Source organism: Ureibacillus sp. MALMAid1270 (assembly GCF_049202975.1).
Classification (GTDB): domain Bacteria; phylum Bacillota; class Bacilli; order Bacillales_A; family Planococcaceae; genus Ureibacillus.
Map to the genome: position 1 here is coordinate 37328 of NZ_JBMIRP010000020.1, position 16738 is coordinate 54065.

The 16738-nt window shown below is 35.2% G+C and carries 17 protein-coding genes, 1 pseudogene and 1 riboswitch; of the genes and pseudogenes, 16 read left to right on the top strand and 2 right to left on the bottom strand.

The window, feature by feature from the left end; all coding sequences use genetic code 11:
* Window positions 1-870 precede the first annotated feature (870 nt).
* Window positions 871-1068: a hypothetical protein gene (locus tag ACOQFO_RS01630; RefSeq protein ID WP_421687975.1), complete on the top strand. Its 198-nt coding sequence runs from the start codon at window positions 871-873 to the stop codon at window positions 1066-1068.
* 1154 nt (window positions 1069-2222) lie between these two features.
* Here the strand turns inward: ACOQFO_RS01630 and ACOQFO_RS01635 are convergent.
* Together ACOQFO_RS01635 and ACOQFO_RS01640 are read right to left on the bottom strand one after the other, a co-directional pair.
* Complete coding sequence (locus ACOQFO_RS01635; RefSeq protein ID WP_421687976.1) at window positions 2223-3842, bottom strand: MFS transporter; 1620 nt, start codon at window positions 3840-3842, stop codon at window positions 2223-2225.
* Between the two features lie 181 nt (window positions 3843-4023).
* Window positions 4024-4383 carry a cyclic-phosphate processing receiver domain-containing protein gene (locus ACOQFO_RS01640; RefSeq protein WP_421687977.1) on the bottom strand — a complete coding sequence of 120 codons (360 nt, stop codon included), beginning with the start codon at window positions 4381-4383 and terminating at the stop codon, window positions 4024-4026.
* Window positions 4384-5100: 717 nt separating this feature from the next.
* Here ACOQFO_RS01640 and ACOQFO_RS01645 point away from each other — a divergent pair.
* From ACOQFO_RS01645 to ACOQFO_RS01715, 15 genes and pseudogenes are all read left to right on the top strand, one after another.
* The gene (locus tag ACOQFO_RS01645) at window positions 5101-5997 is read left to right on the top strand and encodes a type II toxin-antitoxin system SpoIISA family toxin (protein ID WP_421687978.1); all 897 of its coding nucleotides are present in this window, start codon (window positions 5101-5103) and stop codon (window positions 5995-5997) included.
* Window positions 5998-6009: 12 nt separating this feature from the next.
* On the top strand, window positions 6010-6165 hold the full coding sequence (locus ACOQFO_RS01650) for a hypothetical protein (RefSeq protein ID WP_421687979.1): 156 nt from the start codon (window positions 6010-6012) through the stop codon (window positions 6163-6165).
* 90 nt (window positions 6166-6255) lie between these two features.
* Entirely contained in the window at window positions 6256-6387 is a 132-nt protein-coding gene (locus tag ACOQFO_RS01655) for a hypothetical protein (protein ID WP_421687980.1), read from the top strand.
* A gap of 446 nt (window positions 6388-6833) precedes the next feature.
* Window positions 6834-7226 (top strand): hypothetical protein, encoded by a 393-nt coding sequence (locus ACOQFO_RS01660; RefSeq protein ID WP_421687981.1) that lies wholly within the window; start codon window positions 6834-6836, stop codon window positions 7224-7226.
* Between the two features lie 47 nt (window positions 7227-7273).
* A complete protein-coding gene (locus ACOQFO_RS01665) occupies window positions 7274-7501 on the top strand; it encodes a hypothetical protein (protein ID WP_421687982.1) in 228 nt (75 codons plus the stop codon).
* A 104-nt stretch (window positions 7502-7605) separates the two neighbouring features.
* Window positions 7606-7761 (top strand): annotated as a pseudogene (locus tag ACOQFO_RS01670) (VUT family protein); the annotation flags it as partial.
* Between the two features lie 299 nt (window positions 7762-8060).
* A complete protein-coding gene (locus ACOQFO_RS01675; RefSeq protein WP_421687983.1) occupies window positions 8061-9065 on the top strand; it encodes a GGDEF domain-containing protein in 1005 nt (334 codons plus the stop codon).
* 114 nt (window positions 9066-9179) lie between these two features.
* Window positions 9180-10400 (top strand): Zn-dependent hydrolase, encoded by a 1221-nt coding sequence (locus ACOQFO_RS01680; protein WP_421687984.1) that lies wholly within the window; start codon window positions 9180-9182, stop codon window positions 10398-10400.
* 267 nt (window positions 10401-10667) lie between these two features.
* Window positions 10668-10766: riboswitch (SAM riboswitch) on the top strand.
* An 87-nt stretch (window positions 10767-10853) separates the two neighbouring features.
* Window positions 10854-10982: a hypothetical protein gene (locus tag ACOQFO_RS01685; RefSeq protein WP_421687985.1), complete on the top strand. Its 129-nt coding sequence runs from the start codon at window positions 10854-10856 to the stop codon at window positions 10980-10982.
* A 726-nt stretch (window positions 10983-11708) separates the two neighbouring features.
* Entirely contained in the window at window positions 11709-12272 is a 564-nt protein-coding gene (locus ACOQFO_RS01690; RefSeq protein ID WP_421687986.1) for a hypothetical protein, read from the top strand.
* A gap of 18 nt (window positions 12273-12290) precedes the next feature.
* Window positions 12291-12500, top strand: coding sequence for a hypothetical protein (locus ACOQFO_RS01695; protein WP_421687987.1), 210 nt, complete (start codon window positions 12291-12293; stop codon window positions 12498-12500).
* 74 nt (window positions 12501-12574) lie between these two features.
* Window positions 12575-12718, top strand: a complete 144-nt coding sequence (locus ACOQFO_RS01700) for a hypothetical protein (protein WP_421687988.1) — start codon at window positions 12575-12577, stop codon at window positions 12716-12718.
* Between the two features lie 705 nt (window positions 12719-13423).
* Window positions 13424-14452 carry a Wadjet anti-phage system protein JetD domain-containing protein gene (locus ACOQFO_RS01705; protein ID WP_421687989.1) on the top strand — a complete coding sequence of 343 codons (1029 nt, stop codon included), beginning with the start codon at window positions 13424-13426 and terminating at the stop codon, window positions 14450-14452.
* Window positions 14425-15930: a replicative DNA helicase gene (locus ACOQFO_RS01710; protein WP_421687990.1), complete on the top strand. Its 1506-nt coding sequence runs from the start codon at window positions 14425-14427 to the stop codon at window positions 15928-15930. The genes ACOQFO_RS01705 and ACOQFO_RS01710 overlap by 28 nt, the downstream gene beginning before the upstream one ends.
* An 18-nt stretch (window positions 15931-15948) precedes the next feature.
* A complete protein-coding gene (locus ACOQFO_RS01715) occupies window positions 15949-16686 on the top strand; it encodes a DUF6063 family protein (protein ID WP_421687991.1) in 738 nt (245 codons plus the stop codon).
* The last annotated feature ends 52 nt before the right edge of the window (window positions 16687-16738 follow it).

A 16738-nucleotide genomic window follows, 5' to 3' on the forward strand; every position in this document is an offset into this window, starting at 1 on the left:
CTAATGAATGAGGAGAACACTATTATGCATGTTCAATAGGGACATTGGGGACAGTAAATCTGTCCCAGCGAAATCGTGCAGGGGGGCCATTTAATTAATTTGGGAGTGATATGAAATTTATTACTAGGTTCCGATTATTTATTGCCAAAATGAAACTCCCCAAAATGAAATGTTATGAAGAAAATGTTATTTCAAAGTAATAATTTCTCGGTGAATTGGTTACAGATGTAAGGAAAGACCAAGTTGCTTGAGGGGAATGTGCAAATGAATATTAAACTTTCAAAAGACGAAGAACTACTCAACTCTGTGAAATTGACAACTAATCTTCTACTAGCCTGGTTAAAAAGGATTTTTCGCTAACAAATAAAAGAATTATTAGCACGAAACCGAATACAGTGCTGGAATTATTTCCTCTGGGCAAAGATGAAATATCCTATCCTTTGCAAAATATAGCAAGTGTAGCTGTCTCAACAAAATTTCACTTAAGCAAATTTATATTTGGATTTTTATTTCTTATCATAACACTCAACTTGGGCTACCAATTGATCACATTTATTTGCTTTGCGATTAGCTTAGTGTTTTATTTAACAGTTTTACTAGCAAAATGATCGTAGTGAATAATGCAGGGCAACTCGTCCATTTTGAAATATCAATTTTAGAAAAGAGTAAGGTCGATTATTTTGTAAGTTCAGTGAATGAAGGGCTTTCTAGATTACCAAAGAGAATAAAATAAAGAAACCCTCCATATTTAATATAGAGATGCTGGGTAACGCTTACTTTTCATTTGAGCTAAAGTTAAGATTAACCTTATCATAATTGTAGATACAAGAAATGTGTAAGGATAATAAATCAGCAAGAGGAGTTACACCATTGAAAAAATTAGGATTACTATTTTTATTCATCGGAATAATATTAACTTCAATTTTTATGTTTTTCGACTTTGGAATGACTTTTGAAGTTTGGCTAATCGGCTTCCTAGTTAGTATGGCGATATCTGCTGCAGGCTTTGTGTTGCTAATATTTGATTTAGCGAGAGCAATAAAAGCGGAAAAAAGATTTGAAATTTGAGCACTTAAAAAAGTGGGACAGTAAAAGTGTCCCACTTTCTAATTGAAGCATTGATAGAAGCAAAAGTTTAAAGGTTAATGTTTCATTAATCTAAGATTATTTGATTGGGAGAATCGATTTTCATATAATACTTACGCTAATTTAAGTAAACTTAGTTGACAAAAAACTTAACCGTCGTTTTAAAATAACAATTCTTTTAATAACTGAATCAATTTCATAAATCAAAATCCGAGCTATAAATCCGAATAATTATTTAATTTACACCCTTGTAAATGTAAAAACAAGAGCAAAAGTCGTACTTTAAATAACCTCAAATATAATTCGTTCGTATTTTATGGTCAAAAACTTAATTATGAAATTGATTCAACTCAATATTTTATTAATTAAATTGGATATTTATAGTGAAATAATAGATCGATTTTGAAGCAGCGGGTGAAGGCTGGGACAGAAAACCTACCCCAATGTCCCACAATCCCATGCCTCCCTTGTTGAAAGCATGAATATTTTGTATAATATAGTAAGTGAAAGCATAATTTAAAAAAGACTACCTGATGCGGCAACATCAAGTAGTCAATGATATAATAGTCGGTCCCTATAGGGGTTGGCTACATGATAGGACTAACCCATCTGAGGCTCCAACTCAAGGATGGGTTATTTTTTATGATCTAAAAGCGAAATAACCAATGCTGCAAACGCAACTGTAAACATTAACGCTTCATATATTGTCATAGGCATCACCCCCAATCCAATAGAGGAGTGTGGCAACAACCCTTGAATCCCAGACTACTATAGACAAATTATAGCACGTATGTTCGCATAATAAAATCCCATCTATTATACCAATTGTATAAAATATGTAGAACACTATTTTCCTATTTGAGAGGGAGAAGATTACTGGGATATCTAAGTTAATAAAAATGGATTGGTAGATTTACTTGTTGGAAAAGTGGGAGTGATCCAAGTTGTCCCATGTAATGCAAAAACACCTTCGACTATGAACTTGTCGAAGGTGTTTTATTATAATTAAAGGAAGTGGGACAGATTTACTGTCCCCGATGTCCCAGGAGTGACTGGGACAGAATTACTGTCCCCAATGTCCCAAGGGCAACTGGGACACTTTTACTGTCCCTGATGTCCCCGATGTCCCAATCCCATCACACAATGTCCCGCAAGCTTTTCTTGCGAATCGGTTTTAGAATAATCGCTAACACAAGAACCAACACCGCAATGACTACTGTGGAGTAGAATAATCCTCCATATCCATCTTGCGCGGCGATGTGTGTAATTTGGTCGACGGAAGATTGGATGACATCTTTTAACGTCGGATCTTGAATTTGATTCACTAGATTTGAGTAATCAGTAGATCCAGAGGAAGCATCTGCAGAAACGGTGCTAACCACCTGTTGAAACTCCTGCATTGCTTCCGGACTTAAATCAGCAGCCTCCATATTATCTTTTAAAATCGTTCCGAAATCACTTTTGAAAAGGTCAGGAATTTGATTAAATCCACGGACGATAAATCCAGCATAAATCGTTGGAGCAATCGTCATCCCAATTTGGCGAGCAAGGGAAAGTCCTGCGAGTGCTGATCCTTTATTATTTTCAAGACGTTCTGTCGCTAAAATGTTCAACGGTGCCCCTAAAAGAATCCCCATTCCAAGACCAGCGATACATGAAGAGAAGACAAATTGCCATTCCACATCAATCCAAGTAGGGAATAAAACAAAGCCGATCGCGGTAATTAATCCGGATAAAAATACGGCTAAAACAGGCCCTTTTTTATCAACAAGAGCTCCACCCAAACCTGCCCCGATACCTGATGCTAATGCAAGTGGCGTCATCCAATACCCTGAATTTTTAGCTGCAACACCGAGAACTTGCTCTGAGAATGAAGGCATATAGATCATACCTGCAAGCAATGCCCCTGATAACGCTCCAACAAGTAAAGTCAGTAAATACGTAGGACGTACCAATAAACCAACTGGTAAGATCGGATCGCCATTACGTTTTTCTAAAGAGCGATTATAGAAAATTAACAAAGCAAATAAAATAATCCCTGCAAGTAAGAACCCATATACATCAACAGTTAACAAACTGTCGATCAATGAAACCCCTTCAATATTCGTTAAACCGTACATAATACTTAGAACAGCTAACGATAGAAGAATCGTTCCGATAAAATCGAGTTTTCCAACAGAAGGTTCTTTCGTTTCTTGGATTTTAAAGTACCCTAAAACAACTAAGACGATGGCAATCGGCACATTAATAAAGAATAAATAATGCCAATTTCCAGTTAAGTCTAAAATCATACTACCAAGGTTTGGACCTAGAATGGCACCGATTCCATTCATTCCCCCCAACATCCCAAGCGCTTTTCCTTGTTTTTCAACGGGGAAGGTACTTAATACATGGGAACTTCCGATAATGAAAATACCACCGCCACCCATTGCCTGGATGAATCGAGAAATTAAATAAAATTCAAAGCTCGGGCTGAGCGCAACAAGAAGTGAACCCAAACCAAATAAAGCAATTTCCACTAAAAATAATTTTCTTCGACCATAACGATCTGAAATTTTACCAACAATCGGGATACTAATGGCTAAGCCGAGTGTGTAGATTGTGACACCCCAAGCTCCCCAGTTGGCTGACACGTCGAACGAGCTATTAATCGTCGTTAATGCAGCACTAATGATTCCATTATCCAGCGCTGCCATGAAAACCCCAATACAGAACAACGTAATCGCCCAAGTCGAACTCGACGATTGTTTACTCATTCTTTCATCTCCTCTTTTTCTTTATGGTCACTTGCGGTTAAAAAGTTCATTTAACTAAAGTGACATATGTGTAACTATCAATAAATTATAAAGATTTGTATCGAAATCTACAAATCTTTTTTTCGGAGGAGGGGAATTTAGTTCGGAAGATGGGACATTGGGGACAGTAAAAGTGTCCCAATTATCCTGAATATTTATTTGGAGTAATTGGATAATTGTAGATCATGATATCCTGACTAATAAAACCGTGTCTCTGAGCACCGAGAAGTGTCTGATACATGTTTTCTCGGCCGACTGGATTATCGGTGTGTATGTAGATTTTATTGGCGTGAAATCCTCTTTCACAAAAGATTTTAACTAAGTCGTATCCAGTAGGGAGTAGGTGGCCATCGTCATCACAACCTAGGTCATGATCAAGTGAAAGGATATTAATAGTAGAGTTTTCAAAATGATAAATGGCTTCATTCATACTTCGAGCGACGACAAATCCGTCTGGGCAATCCCTTAAATCATCCACATATATATTAATTTCCTTATTCATTTTGCTCTTTCTCCAATTTCTTCTCAGCTCTAAGTTCTTCTAAAAACTCCCTCGCCGATTTTTTAGGTAATAAACCCTTTTGTATGAGTTCGACTTCTTCTAAAGATTGTTCAAGTCGTTTCAATGCTTCATCATTATTTTTATAGTAATCGTCGCTATTTGAATTGCCTCAACAATCTTTTTTCTTTCATTAATATCCATTTGAGTACTCCTTTACTTGTGATGCCGGAAAGAGTGGGACAGATTACCTGTCCGAGGGCACTGAAAAAATAGCAAATTTTTCAATCTATGCACCCAAACTGCATGATTTCCACCGAAGAGTAATGTCCCACCAAAGCAAGCTTCAATGAGATATTTCATGTTAAAAATTCTTGGACAATGTCTCGTACTGCGCTTCTATGAGACAATTCATGATCAAATTCAATGAGAAATGACTCATAGAGCGCTTCTACGAGACAATTCATGATCAAATACAACGAGTAAAGTATCATTTAGTTTTTCAGTGCCTCGGACACTGTACCTGTCCCTAATGTCCCATGCGCTACCGGGACAGATTTACTGTCCCCAGTGTCCCATCCTGTGCCAATGGATGGGTTATTTGTTGGGGGAAAGGTGAAATAGTTTCCATTAGCGAAAGTAGTAGATAACTAGAATTGAAGTATAAGAATTCTTAGGCCTAATTCAACTAAAATAACTGGATAAGGGAGAGATGATTCCTTGGCGTTTAAGTTATTTGTATGTTTATTACTTCTTTTTGTAATAGGAAACTTTATTTACTTTCTAAAATCGCAGGTGAATTACAGCTTTCATCTTCGTACGTTACGAAAGGGGCTTTATTCGTTATTTATAGGGGCAGTAGGGTTAGGTGTCCTCTTTGATGAAATCAATCTAACAAACTGGCAATTTATATTAATTTTAACAACCATTATTATTTTTATAGATTTAGCTATTTTATTAACACCGAGTATATTGAAAATTTTCAGTGCAGAGTTTCAGTATGCTGATTATGTGGAAAATATCATTATGACGAATGATAAAAGAGAAAAAGCAACGCTCGATCGAGTGAATACCATGTCAGAAATGATTCAATTAGCTGAGGAAGATTTCAAGCAAGATCCATATCTCGATGATGTTCTAATAGACGAAACTGTAGAATTGGAACAATATCTTCAACGTTACTCAGAACAATTTGGCTTGATCATCCAAATCTTTAATTTTGAATATTCACCTTTTCCCATTTCGGACATTCCTTCGAAGGATAAGAGTGGACTAAATGATGAAGAACTAGAACTACTATCAGAACAGTTAGGATTTGTAAATGGTATAGAAAAATGTTTAAATAAAATTGAAAGACTAAACTCTTTTAATCTAGAAGAAAAAAGACAACCCTATATTGAGGCATTAGCCAACTTAAAGATTGTTTCTCTATTAAAAGATGATAGTATGATTGTTCCAGTTGATATGGAAATAAGACAATATTTAATCGTTTTAAAAAATCAAAAAGGTGTATTGTTAGAAGTCGACGCAGTTCACATTATCAATTTGATACACATTTTTTACATTTATAAGAAAGATAGTTATATGAAGCTTTATACACACGCTTTATCAAACTAGGGGGGTTATAATATGCCAATGATACCAACTCTAAAACAAAAAACAAAAGAGAATAAAGTTGTTAAAGCAAAAAGAGTCACTCGATTATCTGAATGTTCTATGAGTCAATCTTCAAAGAAAATAAAAGATCTAAATGAAAAAGTTATGAAATATATTGCGAATCAGTAAGCAGGGTATCAATACCTTGCTTTTTTTGTTTGGAAATTCCTTTTCCTGTCAATGCTTATAGAATGAAACTATGAGATAGGAGGAATAAAATTGGGCAACCAAAAGGAAAATAAAAAATCAACATCCAAAAAGGTCACTCGCTATTCAGGTGATACGAAAATGTCTAAGGAAAATAAAGAAGCTTTGAAAGTAGTCCGATCTTTTAAAGGAATGTTTGGTTGATAGATTTTTAAGGATAATAAAATTAATAAACATATAAAACATTTTTTCGGGTAAGTGGGACAGATTTACTGTCCCCAATGTCCCCGGTCAGTGGGACACTTTTACTGTCCCCAATGTCCCACCTAATGGCTAACTTATTGAAGGGACGAATATTTTGTATAATAAGGTAAGTAAAAGCATTATTTAAAAAAGACTACCTGATGCTCCTACATCAAGTAGTCAATAATAATAGTCGGTCCCTTCAAAGGGGTTGGCTAGCTAGAGTGTATAACCCATCAGAGCCGTCAACTCAAGGATGGGTTATTTTTTATGGTTAAATGACAGAATCATTACTACTAATTTGGAAAATGCGATCGTTACCATCAAAGAGAATGACGAAATAGATTTTGTAGACTAAAATAATAGAAAATGTTGTAGTTAATATGATGAAAGTGGGATGAAAAGAAATGAACGAGTTACTAGTGTTTGGTGAATTACATAAGTTTTTAAATTCATTAGGTCCTATGGATGTTTCCTTACCAATGAAAAGCTTATCAATCGGGTATACACCTTTTACCTTTGCTGGAATAAGAACCAAGTTTGCCACCCTTCAAGGAGATAAAAAATACCGTTGTTTAATTGTACATATAGATCCAGGTAATCCAGAATCAACAAAAGGGAAAAAAGTACAAAAGGAAATCCAAAGAATATTTAATTTTGATATTCTAGAAATGAGAAAAATCCAACTGAAAAAACATGAAATATATATACCTTTTGAAGTAATAGATACAAAAGAAAAAATGAATATCTTAAAAGATGTTATTCAACAACTATTGAAAGTAGTTTTAGCAAATAAATAAAAGAGTTTTACAAATATTAACAGCCTTTAGAGAACGGATTTGAGATTATGGTTAAAAAGAGACATTCAAAAAAGAAGAATAAAAACACTTGTTCCAACAATTATAAAATTGATTTTGAGCAAGATGAAACATTTGCATTTATTGCTGGATATACAGAAGGCGGGGCACCATATGGTATCACTTGGGAAGAGTGTGGAGAAATCGAGAATGGTGAACACAATGAGGGAAAAGAAAATACACCGACGAAAATAAAATATAACGATTTACCTTTTTAATAAATAATGGAGATAGATCATTTTTTCGGGTAAGTGGGACAGATTTACTGTCCCCAATGTCCCCCAAGGTCAGTGGGACACTTTTACTGTCCCCAATGTCCCCCGGTTTAAGTCCACTAGGAGCAGGATTCCTACCTTGGGAAGCTATCCCAGCAGCAATTATTGGTCAAGTAATTGTGAAGACAATTGTTCAAATGATCGGTGCACTAATCCTAAGCCAAGGTCTAGCGATAAAAGCGAAAAGATTAAGAGAAGTATAGAAATATACCGTATTAATCCAGTTTTGGTAAATTAATTGAATAAGTAACTACGAAACGTCATTTTCACATAGAGAATGCTTAATTAATCTACCAAGGTTAATTAAGCATATTTTTATTTCTCGAGAACAGTTTTCATGGATAGAGAAACTAAAACTAGCATTCTCTAAGATAATTTCAATTAATATACAAAGTTTTAGACACTTTATCAGTTATAATAAAGATACTGAGATGATTTGGAAGTATTGGAATTATCCATACAAACAATTTATCCTACATCTTAAAGAAAATGAGGGGTCGCTATGGTTAGTGATGAATTAATACATAAACGGAATTCCGTATTACTCCTAATAATTAGTGTTTATTATTTTATACATATAACAATAAATATATTGGTTGAAGGTTTAGAAAGTATATTTCCTCCAACGTATCTTTTTATCGTATTGGGTGCGATCTTGACAATCCTCATCTATAAAAGAGTAAACCCAAAGATAACAATGTATATAATCGTTAGCAGTGTGTATCTTTATTTTTATTTTTTACTAAATGATTCTCCGTATTTAGTAAATTATCTTTTTATGTGGTTAGCTTTACCGCTTTGTGCGATTTATCAAAATTCGCGAGTGGTTGTGTTTGCAGGGATTGCTTCAATCGTTCTTACATATTACGCGTTCTTTTACCTTCATGATGAAATTTTTCCAAATGTCGTGCAGGGAGATTTTATTTTTCTAGTATTGTTTGGGGTTATGGTTACGAGCTTGTTATTATTTTTTATTCAGAAAATTAATGAAGCAAATGATAAACTCCAGGCACTTGCGTATCTCGATCCTTTAACGGGGGCGGCGAATAGGTTGTTACTAAAGGAAAAATTTAATTTCTTGAAGACGACAAAGATCCAATCCATCGCACTTGTTTTCATTGACATGAACGGTTTTAAAACAGTGAACGATACTTATGGACATGAAATGGGCGACCAATTGTTGGAGGAAATTGCCTCAAGGTTAAAAAGTGAAGTGAGAGACACAGATTTACTTTGCAGGTTAGGTGGCGATGAATTTGTCATACTATTCACAAATCTAGATAATGAAAATCTAGACATCGTAAAAAATCGAATCCAAAGCAACCTGGAGACGCCAGTGTTCCTAAATCAACAAACAATCAATGTTTCTGCTAGTATAGGGACTTACTATACAACAGATATTTCACAGGCGGTACTAGAAACGATGCTGAAAGAGGCGGACAAAGCGATGTATAAAGCGAAGGGGAGAGATTTGCAATACGAAGGCGCGGCTGTTCCCTTGTCCTAACAGGAAACTCACAGAAGTGGAAATTTCTACTTTTGTGTTTTTTATTATTTTATTCTTCTGAATTATTCCGTGTGTTAAAATAACTGTTAAAGAAGAAAAGGGAGAAAAACTAGCATGATTAATAGAGAAAGACTAGAAAAGCATATTGAAGAACTTAGTCAGTTTGGAATGCAATCATCAGGTGGTATTAATCGTTTTTCATTTACAGAAGAAGAGGCAAAAGCGAACGAATACATCAAACAACGTATGGAGGAAGCTGGGTTAACGGTTTCCTTTGATGCGGTTGGAAATGTGATTGGTGAACTACAAGGAACAGAAGAAAAAGCGCCAATTATGATTGGCTCGCATATTGATACGGTTCCTCATGGTGGGAAATTTGATGGAGCCCTTGGGGTACTTGCGGCTATTGAAGTGGCACATAGCTTAAAAGACCAAGGCATTCAGCTAAAATCACCTCTTAAAATCGTCTCGTTTAAAGACGAAGAAGGAACACGTTTCGGTTTTGGATTACTTGGAAGTCGTGCCGTGGCAGGGATATTAAAAGAGGAAGAACTTGAAGGAAGAGATGATCAAGGGATTACCCTAAAAGAGGCGATGATTCAAAATGGATATGACCCTGAAAAAATTAGTGAAGCAAAAGTTCGCGAAGTAGCCGCTTATCTTGAACTACATATTGAACAAGGAAAAGTATTAGAGAATGAAAATGTACCGGTTGGGATTGTCACGGGAATTGCTGGTCCGAGTTGGAAGGAAATTACTGTAAGAGGCCTTAGTGAGCATGCAGGGGCAACACCGATGCCAATTCGCCAAGATGCCCTTGTTGCAGCTAGTGAAATGATACTTAAAATTGAACAGATTGCGTTTAACTATAAAGATGCAGTAGCGACGGTAGGGAAATTACAGGTGAAACCGAATGGTGTAAACGTGATCCCTGGTGAAGTGACATTTTCACTAGATGTTCGTGATCTTGATAATGAGCGTTGTGCAAAGATTGTGAATGAAATTTCCGAAATGATCCAAGAGGTTTCCCAAAAACGTGGTGTGCAGTTTGAGATCACCGAATTGCAAACGGTATCTTCTGTACAAGCAGATGCAGGTATGCAAGCAATGATTAAAGAAGCCATTGTTTCCAAAGGAATTAAACCGATTTCCCTTGTTAGCGGAGCTGGACATGATGCCATGAACCTAGCGAGAATTTGCCCAATGGGAATGATCTTTGTTCGTTCAAAAGACGGAATTAGCCACAATCCATTAGAATACACTTCAATTGATGACTGTGAAATCGCTACAAATGTCTTATTTGACACATTAGTACGTTTGGACCAGTCTATATAAATGTTATTTTTCTAGCAAATTCTTAAAAAAGCGATATTTGAGACAGGCATCCTTCCCGAACTAAAACTCTTTGGGTAAGGATCCTGTCTCTTTGTGACTTCTATAATAATGTAACAATATTTAGGAGGATTATACAGTTTTATCCAACTGAAATCCGAACCGAATTAAATTTCAGAATAAAATCATTATTTTAAAAAAACTATATTGACAAACTGATTCAATATTATTAAAATTAGAAACAATTAAATTTTACATAACTTAATAAATTTCTTATCAAGAGAGATGGAGGGACAGGCCCAGTGAAGTCTCGGCAGCAGCGTAACGCCAGTGCCAAATCCTGCAAGTAATTAACTTGAAAGATAAGAATGAGAGCAATTGCAATCTTTCATTTCTTAACTTTTAAGAAATGATTTTTTTTTGGGAATCAGCGGTTTTGAGAAAGAAGGGATATAAATGATAGAGTTTTTAGATGTTTCTAAAACTTTTAAAATAGCTAAACGTGAAGTTCATGCTGTTCGAAATGTATCACTAACAGTAAACAAAGGTGATATTTTCGGTGATAATAAAAAAGCTTGTATTTAAAATGAAAAGCAGCAAAGCCAAACTGATGCTCACATTCAATTTCTTTACTTTACTCCACGTACTATGATTGGAAATGAAGAACTGCATGATAATCGCTACTAACAATACAATGCCGGCATCAAGATAAATGACAAAATACTCCACTCAATTCTCCCATTAGCATTTTGTATAGGGGAAATTCAGCTGTTTAGTTAATGCCGCCACCAATCACACACCGCTCAATTAACGGACCTCGAGCATCTAATCCACCAACTACAATGTATGAAACAATTTTTAAAGAAAGAACTAATGTAAGCACCTATGAATTTTTGCAATCAAATCATCTAATTAGCGGAATTGAGATACGACATATTTAAAAATATGTGCCAATTGCACTTAATTATGGATATGTCGTATCTCGTTTCCGTCAGGTGAGGAAAACCCGTTTATAAAATCACATATGATTTAGAGTGAATACCTTTTATAGTTATTAGACTTTTGTTTTTTGGTTTCAAAATTTATTAGCAGTATAAGAGTTTTCGGGAGTTGATAAGGGAGACGGGGGAGTTACCTTGGTATGTGGGGGAGATGAATATTCCCCCAAAAAGATAATAATCAAATCTTCCCAGGCTGTTCACAATAATTTACGTCCTGCATTGTTTTTTTTTTTTTTGCCAGATTTATTGTAAAAAATCCGTGAAGTGGTAATATATTGGTAATTATTATTCTCTATGGAGCATGGGTTCAATGGTAAAAAGAATGATCCTATATCATGGTAATACAGAGAAAGCTATTAATGAAATTCTTGAAGAAGGTATGTTATTAGACAAATTTAAATCATATGGAGACAAGCATTATTTAGGTGATGGATTCTATTTTTACAATGACCTAAAACAAGCAGAGCACTGGGCAAAAATGAAGGTAACACGTAGTAAAAAGTATTTCGGCCAAAACTGGGCAGTTCTAAAATGTTCTGTAACATATGATGAAGAGTACTTTCTTGATCACGATTTTAGAGAGCAACAAGATTTCTTCTTTAATGAAATGAAGCGCCTGGATAAGCAACTTAAAGAGAAGGAACTTGAAATCGGTGAATATAGCGATGCTTATTTTTGTAACTATTTATCAAGAATACTAGATTTAGTTATGGTATCTAAGACTTTCGTATATAAAGATAAGCATAATATTTACCCACCGTTATTTTCTAACAATAAATCATCGCCATATGCTAAAACAAGACATTTCAGAACGGAAAAACAGTTTGTTATTAGAGATAAAAGAATTGTTTCCCGCTTATCAAAAGAAATGTAAACAATGAGGTGAAAACAATTGAGTAAAATTGTGAAATGGATTGATCGAATGAATGATTATTATGATAATGCAGACACAACAACGCTGAAGTTAGACTTACAAACTGCTGGATTTAACCATGAAAAAGTATCACAGTCTGTATCTGCATACTATGGTGAAGTTGCGTGTACTATTGATGACCATTCGCTAATAGAAAAAGATAATAATGCAGTTGCTGTAAAACTATAATTTTTTTAATAAACTTGTATAAAACTGTTGCCACTCTTCCATCATGTTAATAAACATGTAGGGGAGTGAAAACATTGTCTAATAAAAAAGAAAAAGATAATAAGATTAACAACTGGGAAAAGAAAATTGACCAGTACTATAAAAATAACGATAAGATTAGGTTGAAAGCGGATTTAAAGAAATCTGGCTTTCAAGTAAAGGATAAATCGAAAGATTAAAACCTTATGGTAATTTTCAAACATCTAGTTAAATAGATAATCATTTTACAAAGAGATGGAATCGAAACTATAAAGACTGCTCTAATGTCAAGTAGTCCAAAATAATAGCCCCATCATGTCTAACCCCTCCCTGTATACAAATAAAAGGAGGGCTATTTTTATATGGGTTATTATAATAACATATTAGAAATTTTGCGCATTCATTTATCATTTAAACCCTCAAACAATATTGTATAGGAATAAATTGTGGATAGTAGCCAGGTAAAATAGTCAGTCCCTTCAAAGGGGGTGGCTAACTAGAGTGTATAATCGGCCCGGGACGTCAACTCAAAGACAGGATTAATAGTACTAATGTAGTAAAAGCAATTGCTAGCATTAGTGCTTCGAGGAGGCCCACGGGATGTGGGTCATGCGGTCGTTGCCACAGGACGTGGCGCACTTAGCCCGCTTTCACCCCCCATTCTGTAGAGGAGTAAGCCAACCACCCTTGAGTTATCAAACTATTGCAATTAAATTATAGCGCGTATGTTCGTTTTTTGAATCAATCTATTATCTAATGATAGTGTGAATTTAAGGAACAATAGTATACGGAAGAGTGCTAGAAAAGATTTCAATACTGTAAATTTGAATACTATTATTGAGAATGAATAGGGAGTGCTCTATAGTAAAAATAACAAATTAGTATACATATAGGGGGCTAAGAAGATGGAATTAATTGATCACTTATTTACCTTTTCAAAAACCTATATTACCCTCAATGACCTTGAGAAAATGGGTCCAAATTATCAAACCTATGAACAATTTTCTACAGCGATTCTCCGGCTAGAAGAACAGGGGATACTACAAGCGGTAAAAAGTGCAGGCTGTAATGGAAAAACACCTTCTCTTGCCTATAAATATCGCATTCACTATTCAAAACTAAAAAAGGATGTGCATAAGGATATTGAAAAATTCAGTCTATCCATTCACCCTGCACTAAAATTAGACGACTATTTCCGATCCCTACCGCAAAAATGGGAAGCGGACAAGCCATACATAGAGAAAATTGATAAATACATAAAAACCTATGGCTTACCGACCAATGAAGTACCGGCTCCTGAACGGAGTCTCGCACTCGTTGGTGATGAAAAATGGATTCAAGAAAAGAATGGGCAAAAACTACTCGAAAGCATAAAGATTTGGGATCAGTTAAAAATTGTCCCCGTTCATGATCCATTAAGTTTTGCAATCAATCCATCCCTGATAAACAACCAGATACATTACCACCTTATCGTAGAAAATAAAACGACCTTTGATGGACTCATCGGTAAAATAACAGATACCCCATTTACAACACTTATTTATGGACAAGGCTATAAAATCACGAAAAGTATTGAACATTTTAAAAAGCAATTCCCCGTTCCAACAGCAAGCCATCTCTTTTACTATTTTGGGGATATAGATTGGGAAGGGATAAAAATTTGGCATTTACTTACCCAAAAAATCGATGCCATACCTGCACTATATTTTTATCGCGCCGTTTTAAAGAAGCAAGCAATACCAGTGAGAACGAATCAAGTCAAAAATGAAACAGCCAATGAACGATTTTATTCCTATTTTAATGATCATGAAAAAAGAGAATTACAAACCATATTGACAAACAACTACTACTATCCACAAGAAGTATTATCTTCAAGCGAATTAAAACAGATCTGGAGTGAATCGGATTGGACCAGTCGTTTATCGAAACTATAGCAAAGGATTATAAAGAACGTGTCAAACGAATGTTTCTTTTTGAGCCATTACAAGAGCTAGGAAGAAAAAATCGAACTGACCAGAATGGTAAAGAAGTTGATATGAAGAGTCTCGGTTTATTCACGCTCCTATTTTTCTTTGAAATGAAGCTCATGAGAGAGAAGAAGAGTGGGGTTACTGAACTTATTCAGTTTCTACACAAATTTACCCATGGCACATATGAATTAGATGATAAACAGATGGATGAAATTGCGAGGATTATTATTGCTTCGTTCCGACCAGGTACAGGGAAAAAGAGAACACATTCCTTTTTCAACTGGGAAACTCATCAGGAAGATCAATTGGATTTTTCATACATTAAAGCGACAGAATTTGATGTAAAGACCAATCGACAATACTACACACTCGATGATGATGGGTTGGAGCTTGTCTTTGCAACGAAAGAGTATTTTCAAGAATTTCAACTGTCCATCCATCAATTAATGTTGCGAAAACTACTTGAAAAAGGGGAATTTGTTGGTGCTTTAAGACAAATTAACGAAATGAGGATGGATGTTGAAACAATTCATGAGCGAATGGTGAAACTCGAACATGAAATTAAAAGAAGTATTGTATCCATTGAAACGCAAAAGCGATTTATGGAAGTCATAGAGGATCGTAATTTCCGCTTAGGTTTAGAAAATGAAGAATTTCAGGAATTACAGCAATTTGTTTCAGATACGCGGAACAATTATTATTATCAACCGAATCCAGAGAAGGAAAAAGAAGCTTATGAATTATTGCTGCAAATCGAAAAAGAATTGAGTGTCGTACATAGTCAGCATCGAGAGTTACTAAATCAAAGCTTTATTTTAAAAAAGAATGCGCTAGAGGCAGCAGAGGAATCACTGTACTATATCGGGGTGGATACTTTTAATTTTGACCAAGATATCGTTTCAAGAATCATTAGTACGCCACTACCACTAGAATCTATGAAAGGCGTATTAGCTCCCTTTTTAAGGGTAGAAAAGAAAGAAACGTGGTCATTATTGTCTATTTTCGCACCCCAGTCCTGGTCAGAAGAAGACCAAAGTAGTAACAATACTGTCTTTGCCCAGATAGATGAAGATGAGGCTCAAGAAAAATATGCGAATCTCAAACGAAAGCTTTATGGGGAAATGATGAACGACCTACTGGAACTTTTTGAAGGACAGGTAGAATGGACACTATCTGAATGGGTTACCGACCTTCAAAATAGACAACACCCTTGGCTTCAAAATCGTTCATTTTATGATTTTTTAATATTATGTCATCAGCGAAGTCCAATTTTCCAGGAGAATGAACGGGAAGAAGAAGAAAGTGCATTGCATCTTTTAGATGATGCTTTAGAATTATTACATCATAGAAAGCTCGTTATCGAAGACTTACCAGAAATTATTAAGGTGAATGATCGGTTTGAAATACAAAATATGCATTTCCATCTATGGGACACGATTTAAGCTAAAAGGAGGATTCGTATGTTGAGATATGAGCAAGACCAAGTTTTAAAAGCATTTTCTTTATTCTCAGAGCTCGCCCAAAAAGGAGTAGCTACAGGTGATCTTGCCCGTGCATACAAAGTAGAAGAACCAATTCGTTCACTCACTGACCATTTTGTTGAAATGAATGATGCAGTCTGTCTTTCTGTGGGACAAGAGTTATACCTCGTTCCGAAAACGAAACTTTCACCTTTTCATATAAGTAATGAACAACTGAAAAAAATGTATCTTGGATCGAAAGCGACGAATGCGGATCTTTACTTGTTATACTTTTGTTCCATTGTCTTAATTGGATGCTTTTATGATAGTTACCAGTCAGTAGAACCAACGTTAAACTTCATTACCCTCGATGAGTGGTTGAATGAAGTGAATAAACGAATGGATAGTTTAAAAGAACATGATGAAGAAAAGTTAGAGCAACTTGAAATGGAGTTTTCTTATCGTTGGACGGCCATCATCGAAAAATGGGATGCACTAGATGATGTAAAAGAGACTGCCAATAAACAATCAGGGAACACATTAAGTCGCCTAAGCTTTCTAGATACTGTTCGAAGATTTTTAATAGGAAATCAGGTTGTTGAAGATATCGGAAATGGGGAAATGGCCATTACTGAAAAGACAAAAGTCATTGTTGGTAGATATTTTATGGAACGTGAATTTAATCGTGGAATTCTGGAGTTTTTATATGCTTTCGAAGAAGCGCAAAAAAATGAATAAGTGGATGACCATCCTCATCTGGTCTTTATAAAAAAGTGCATTGAAGGGAGAA

Coding starts and splice junctions, on each gene's coding strand:
- ACOQFO_RS01660 (WP_421687981.1), top strand. CDS start 6,834: ATGAACGAGTTACTAGTGTTTGGTGAATTACATAAGTTTTTAAATTCA.
- ACOQFO_RS01690 (WP_421687986.1), top strand. CDS start 11,709: ATGGTAAAAAGAATGATCCTATATCATGGTAATACAGAGAAAGCTATT.
- ACOQFO_RS01675 (WP_421687983.1), top strand. CDS start 8,061: ATGGTTAGTGATGAATTAATACATAAACGGAATTCCGTATTACTCCTA.
- ACOQFO_RS01685 (WP_421687985.1), top strand. CDS start 10,854: ATGATAGAGTTTTTAGATGTTTCTAAAACTTTTAAAATAGCTAAACGT.
- ACOQFO_RS01665 (WP_421687982.1), top strand. CDS start 7,274: ATGGTTAAAAAGAGACATTCAAAAAAGAAGAATAAAAACACTTGTTCC.
- ACOQFO_RS01640 (WP_421687977.1), bottom strand. CDS start 4,383: ATGAATAAGGAAATTAATATATATGTGGATGATTTAAGGGATTGCCCA.
- ACOQFO_RS01680 (WP_421687984.1), top strand. CDS start 9,180: ATGATTAATAGAGAAAGACTAGAAAAGCATATTGAAGAACTTAGTCAG.
- ACOQFO_RS01705 (WP_421687989.1), top strand. CDS start 13,424: ATGGAATTAATTGATCACTTATTTACCTTTTCAAAAACCTATATTACC.
- ACOQFO_RS01650 (WP_421687979.1), top strand. CDS start 6,010: ATGCCAATGATACCAACTCTAAAACAAAAAACAAAAGAGAATAAAGTT.
- ACOQFO_RS01635 (WP_421687976.1), bottom strand. CDS start 3,842: ATGAGTAAACAATCGTCGAGTTCGACTTGGGCGATTACGTTGTTCTGT.
- ACOQFO_RS01715 (WP_421687991.1), top strand. CDS start 15,949: ATGTTGAGATATGAGCAAGACCAAGTTTTAAAAGCATTTTCTTTATTC.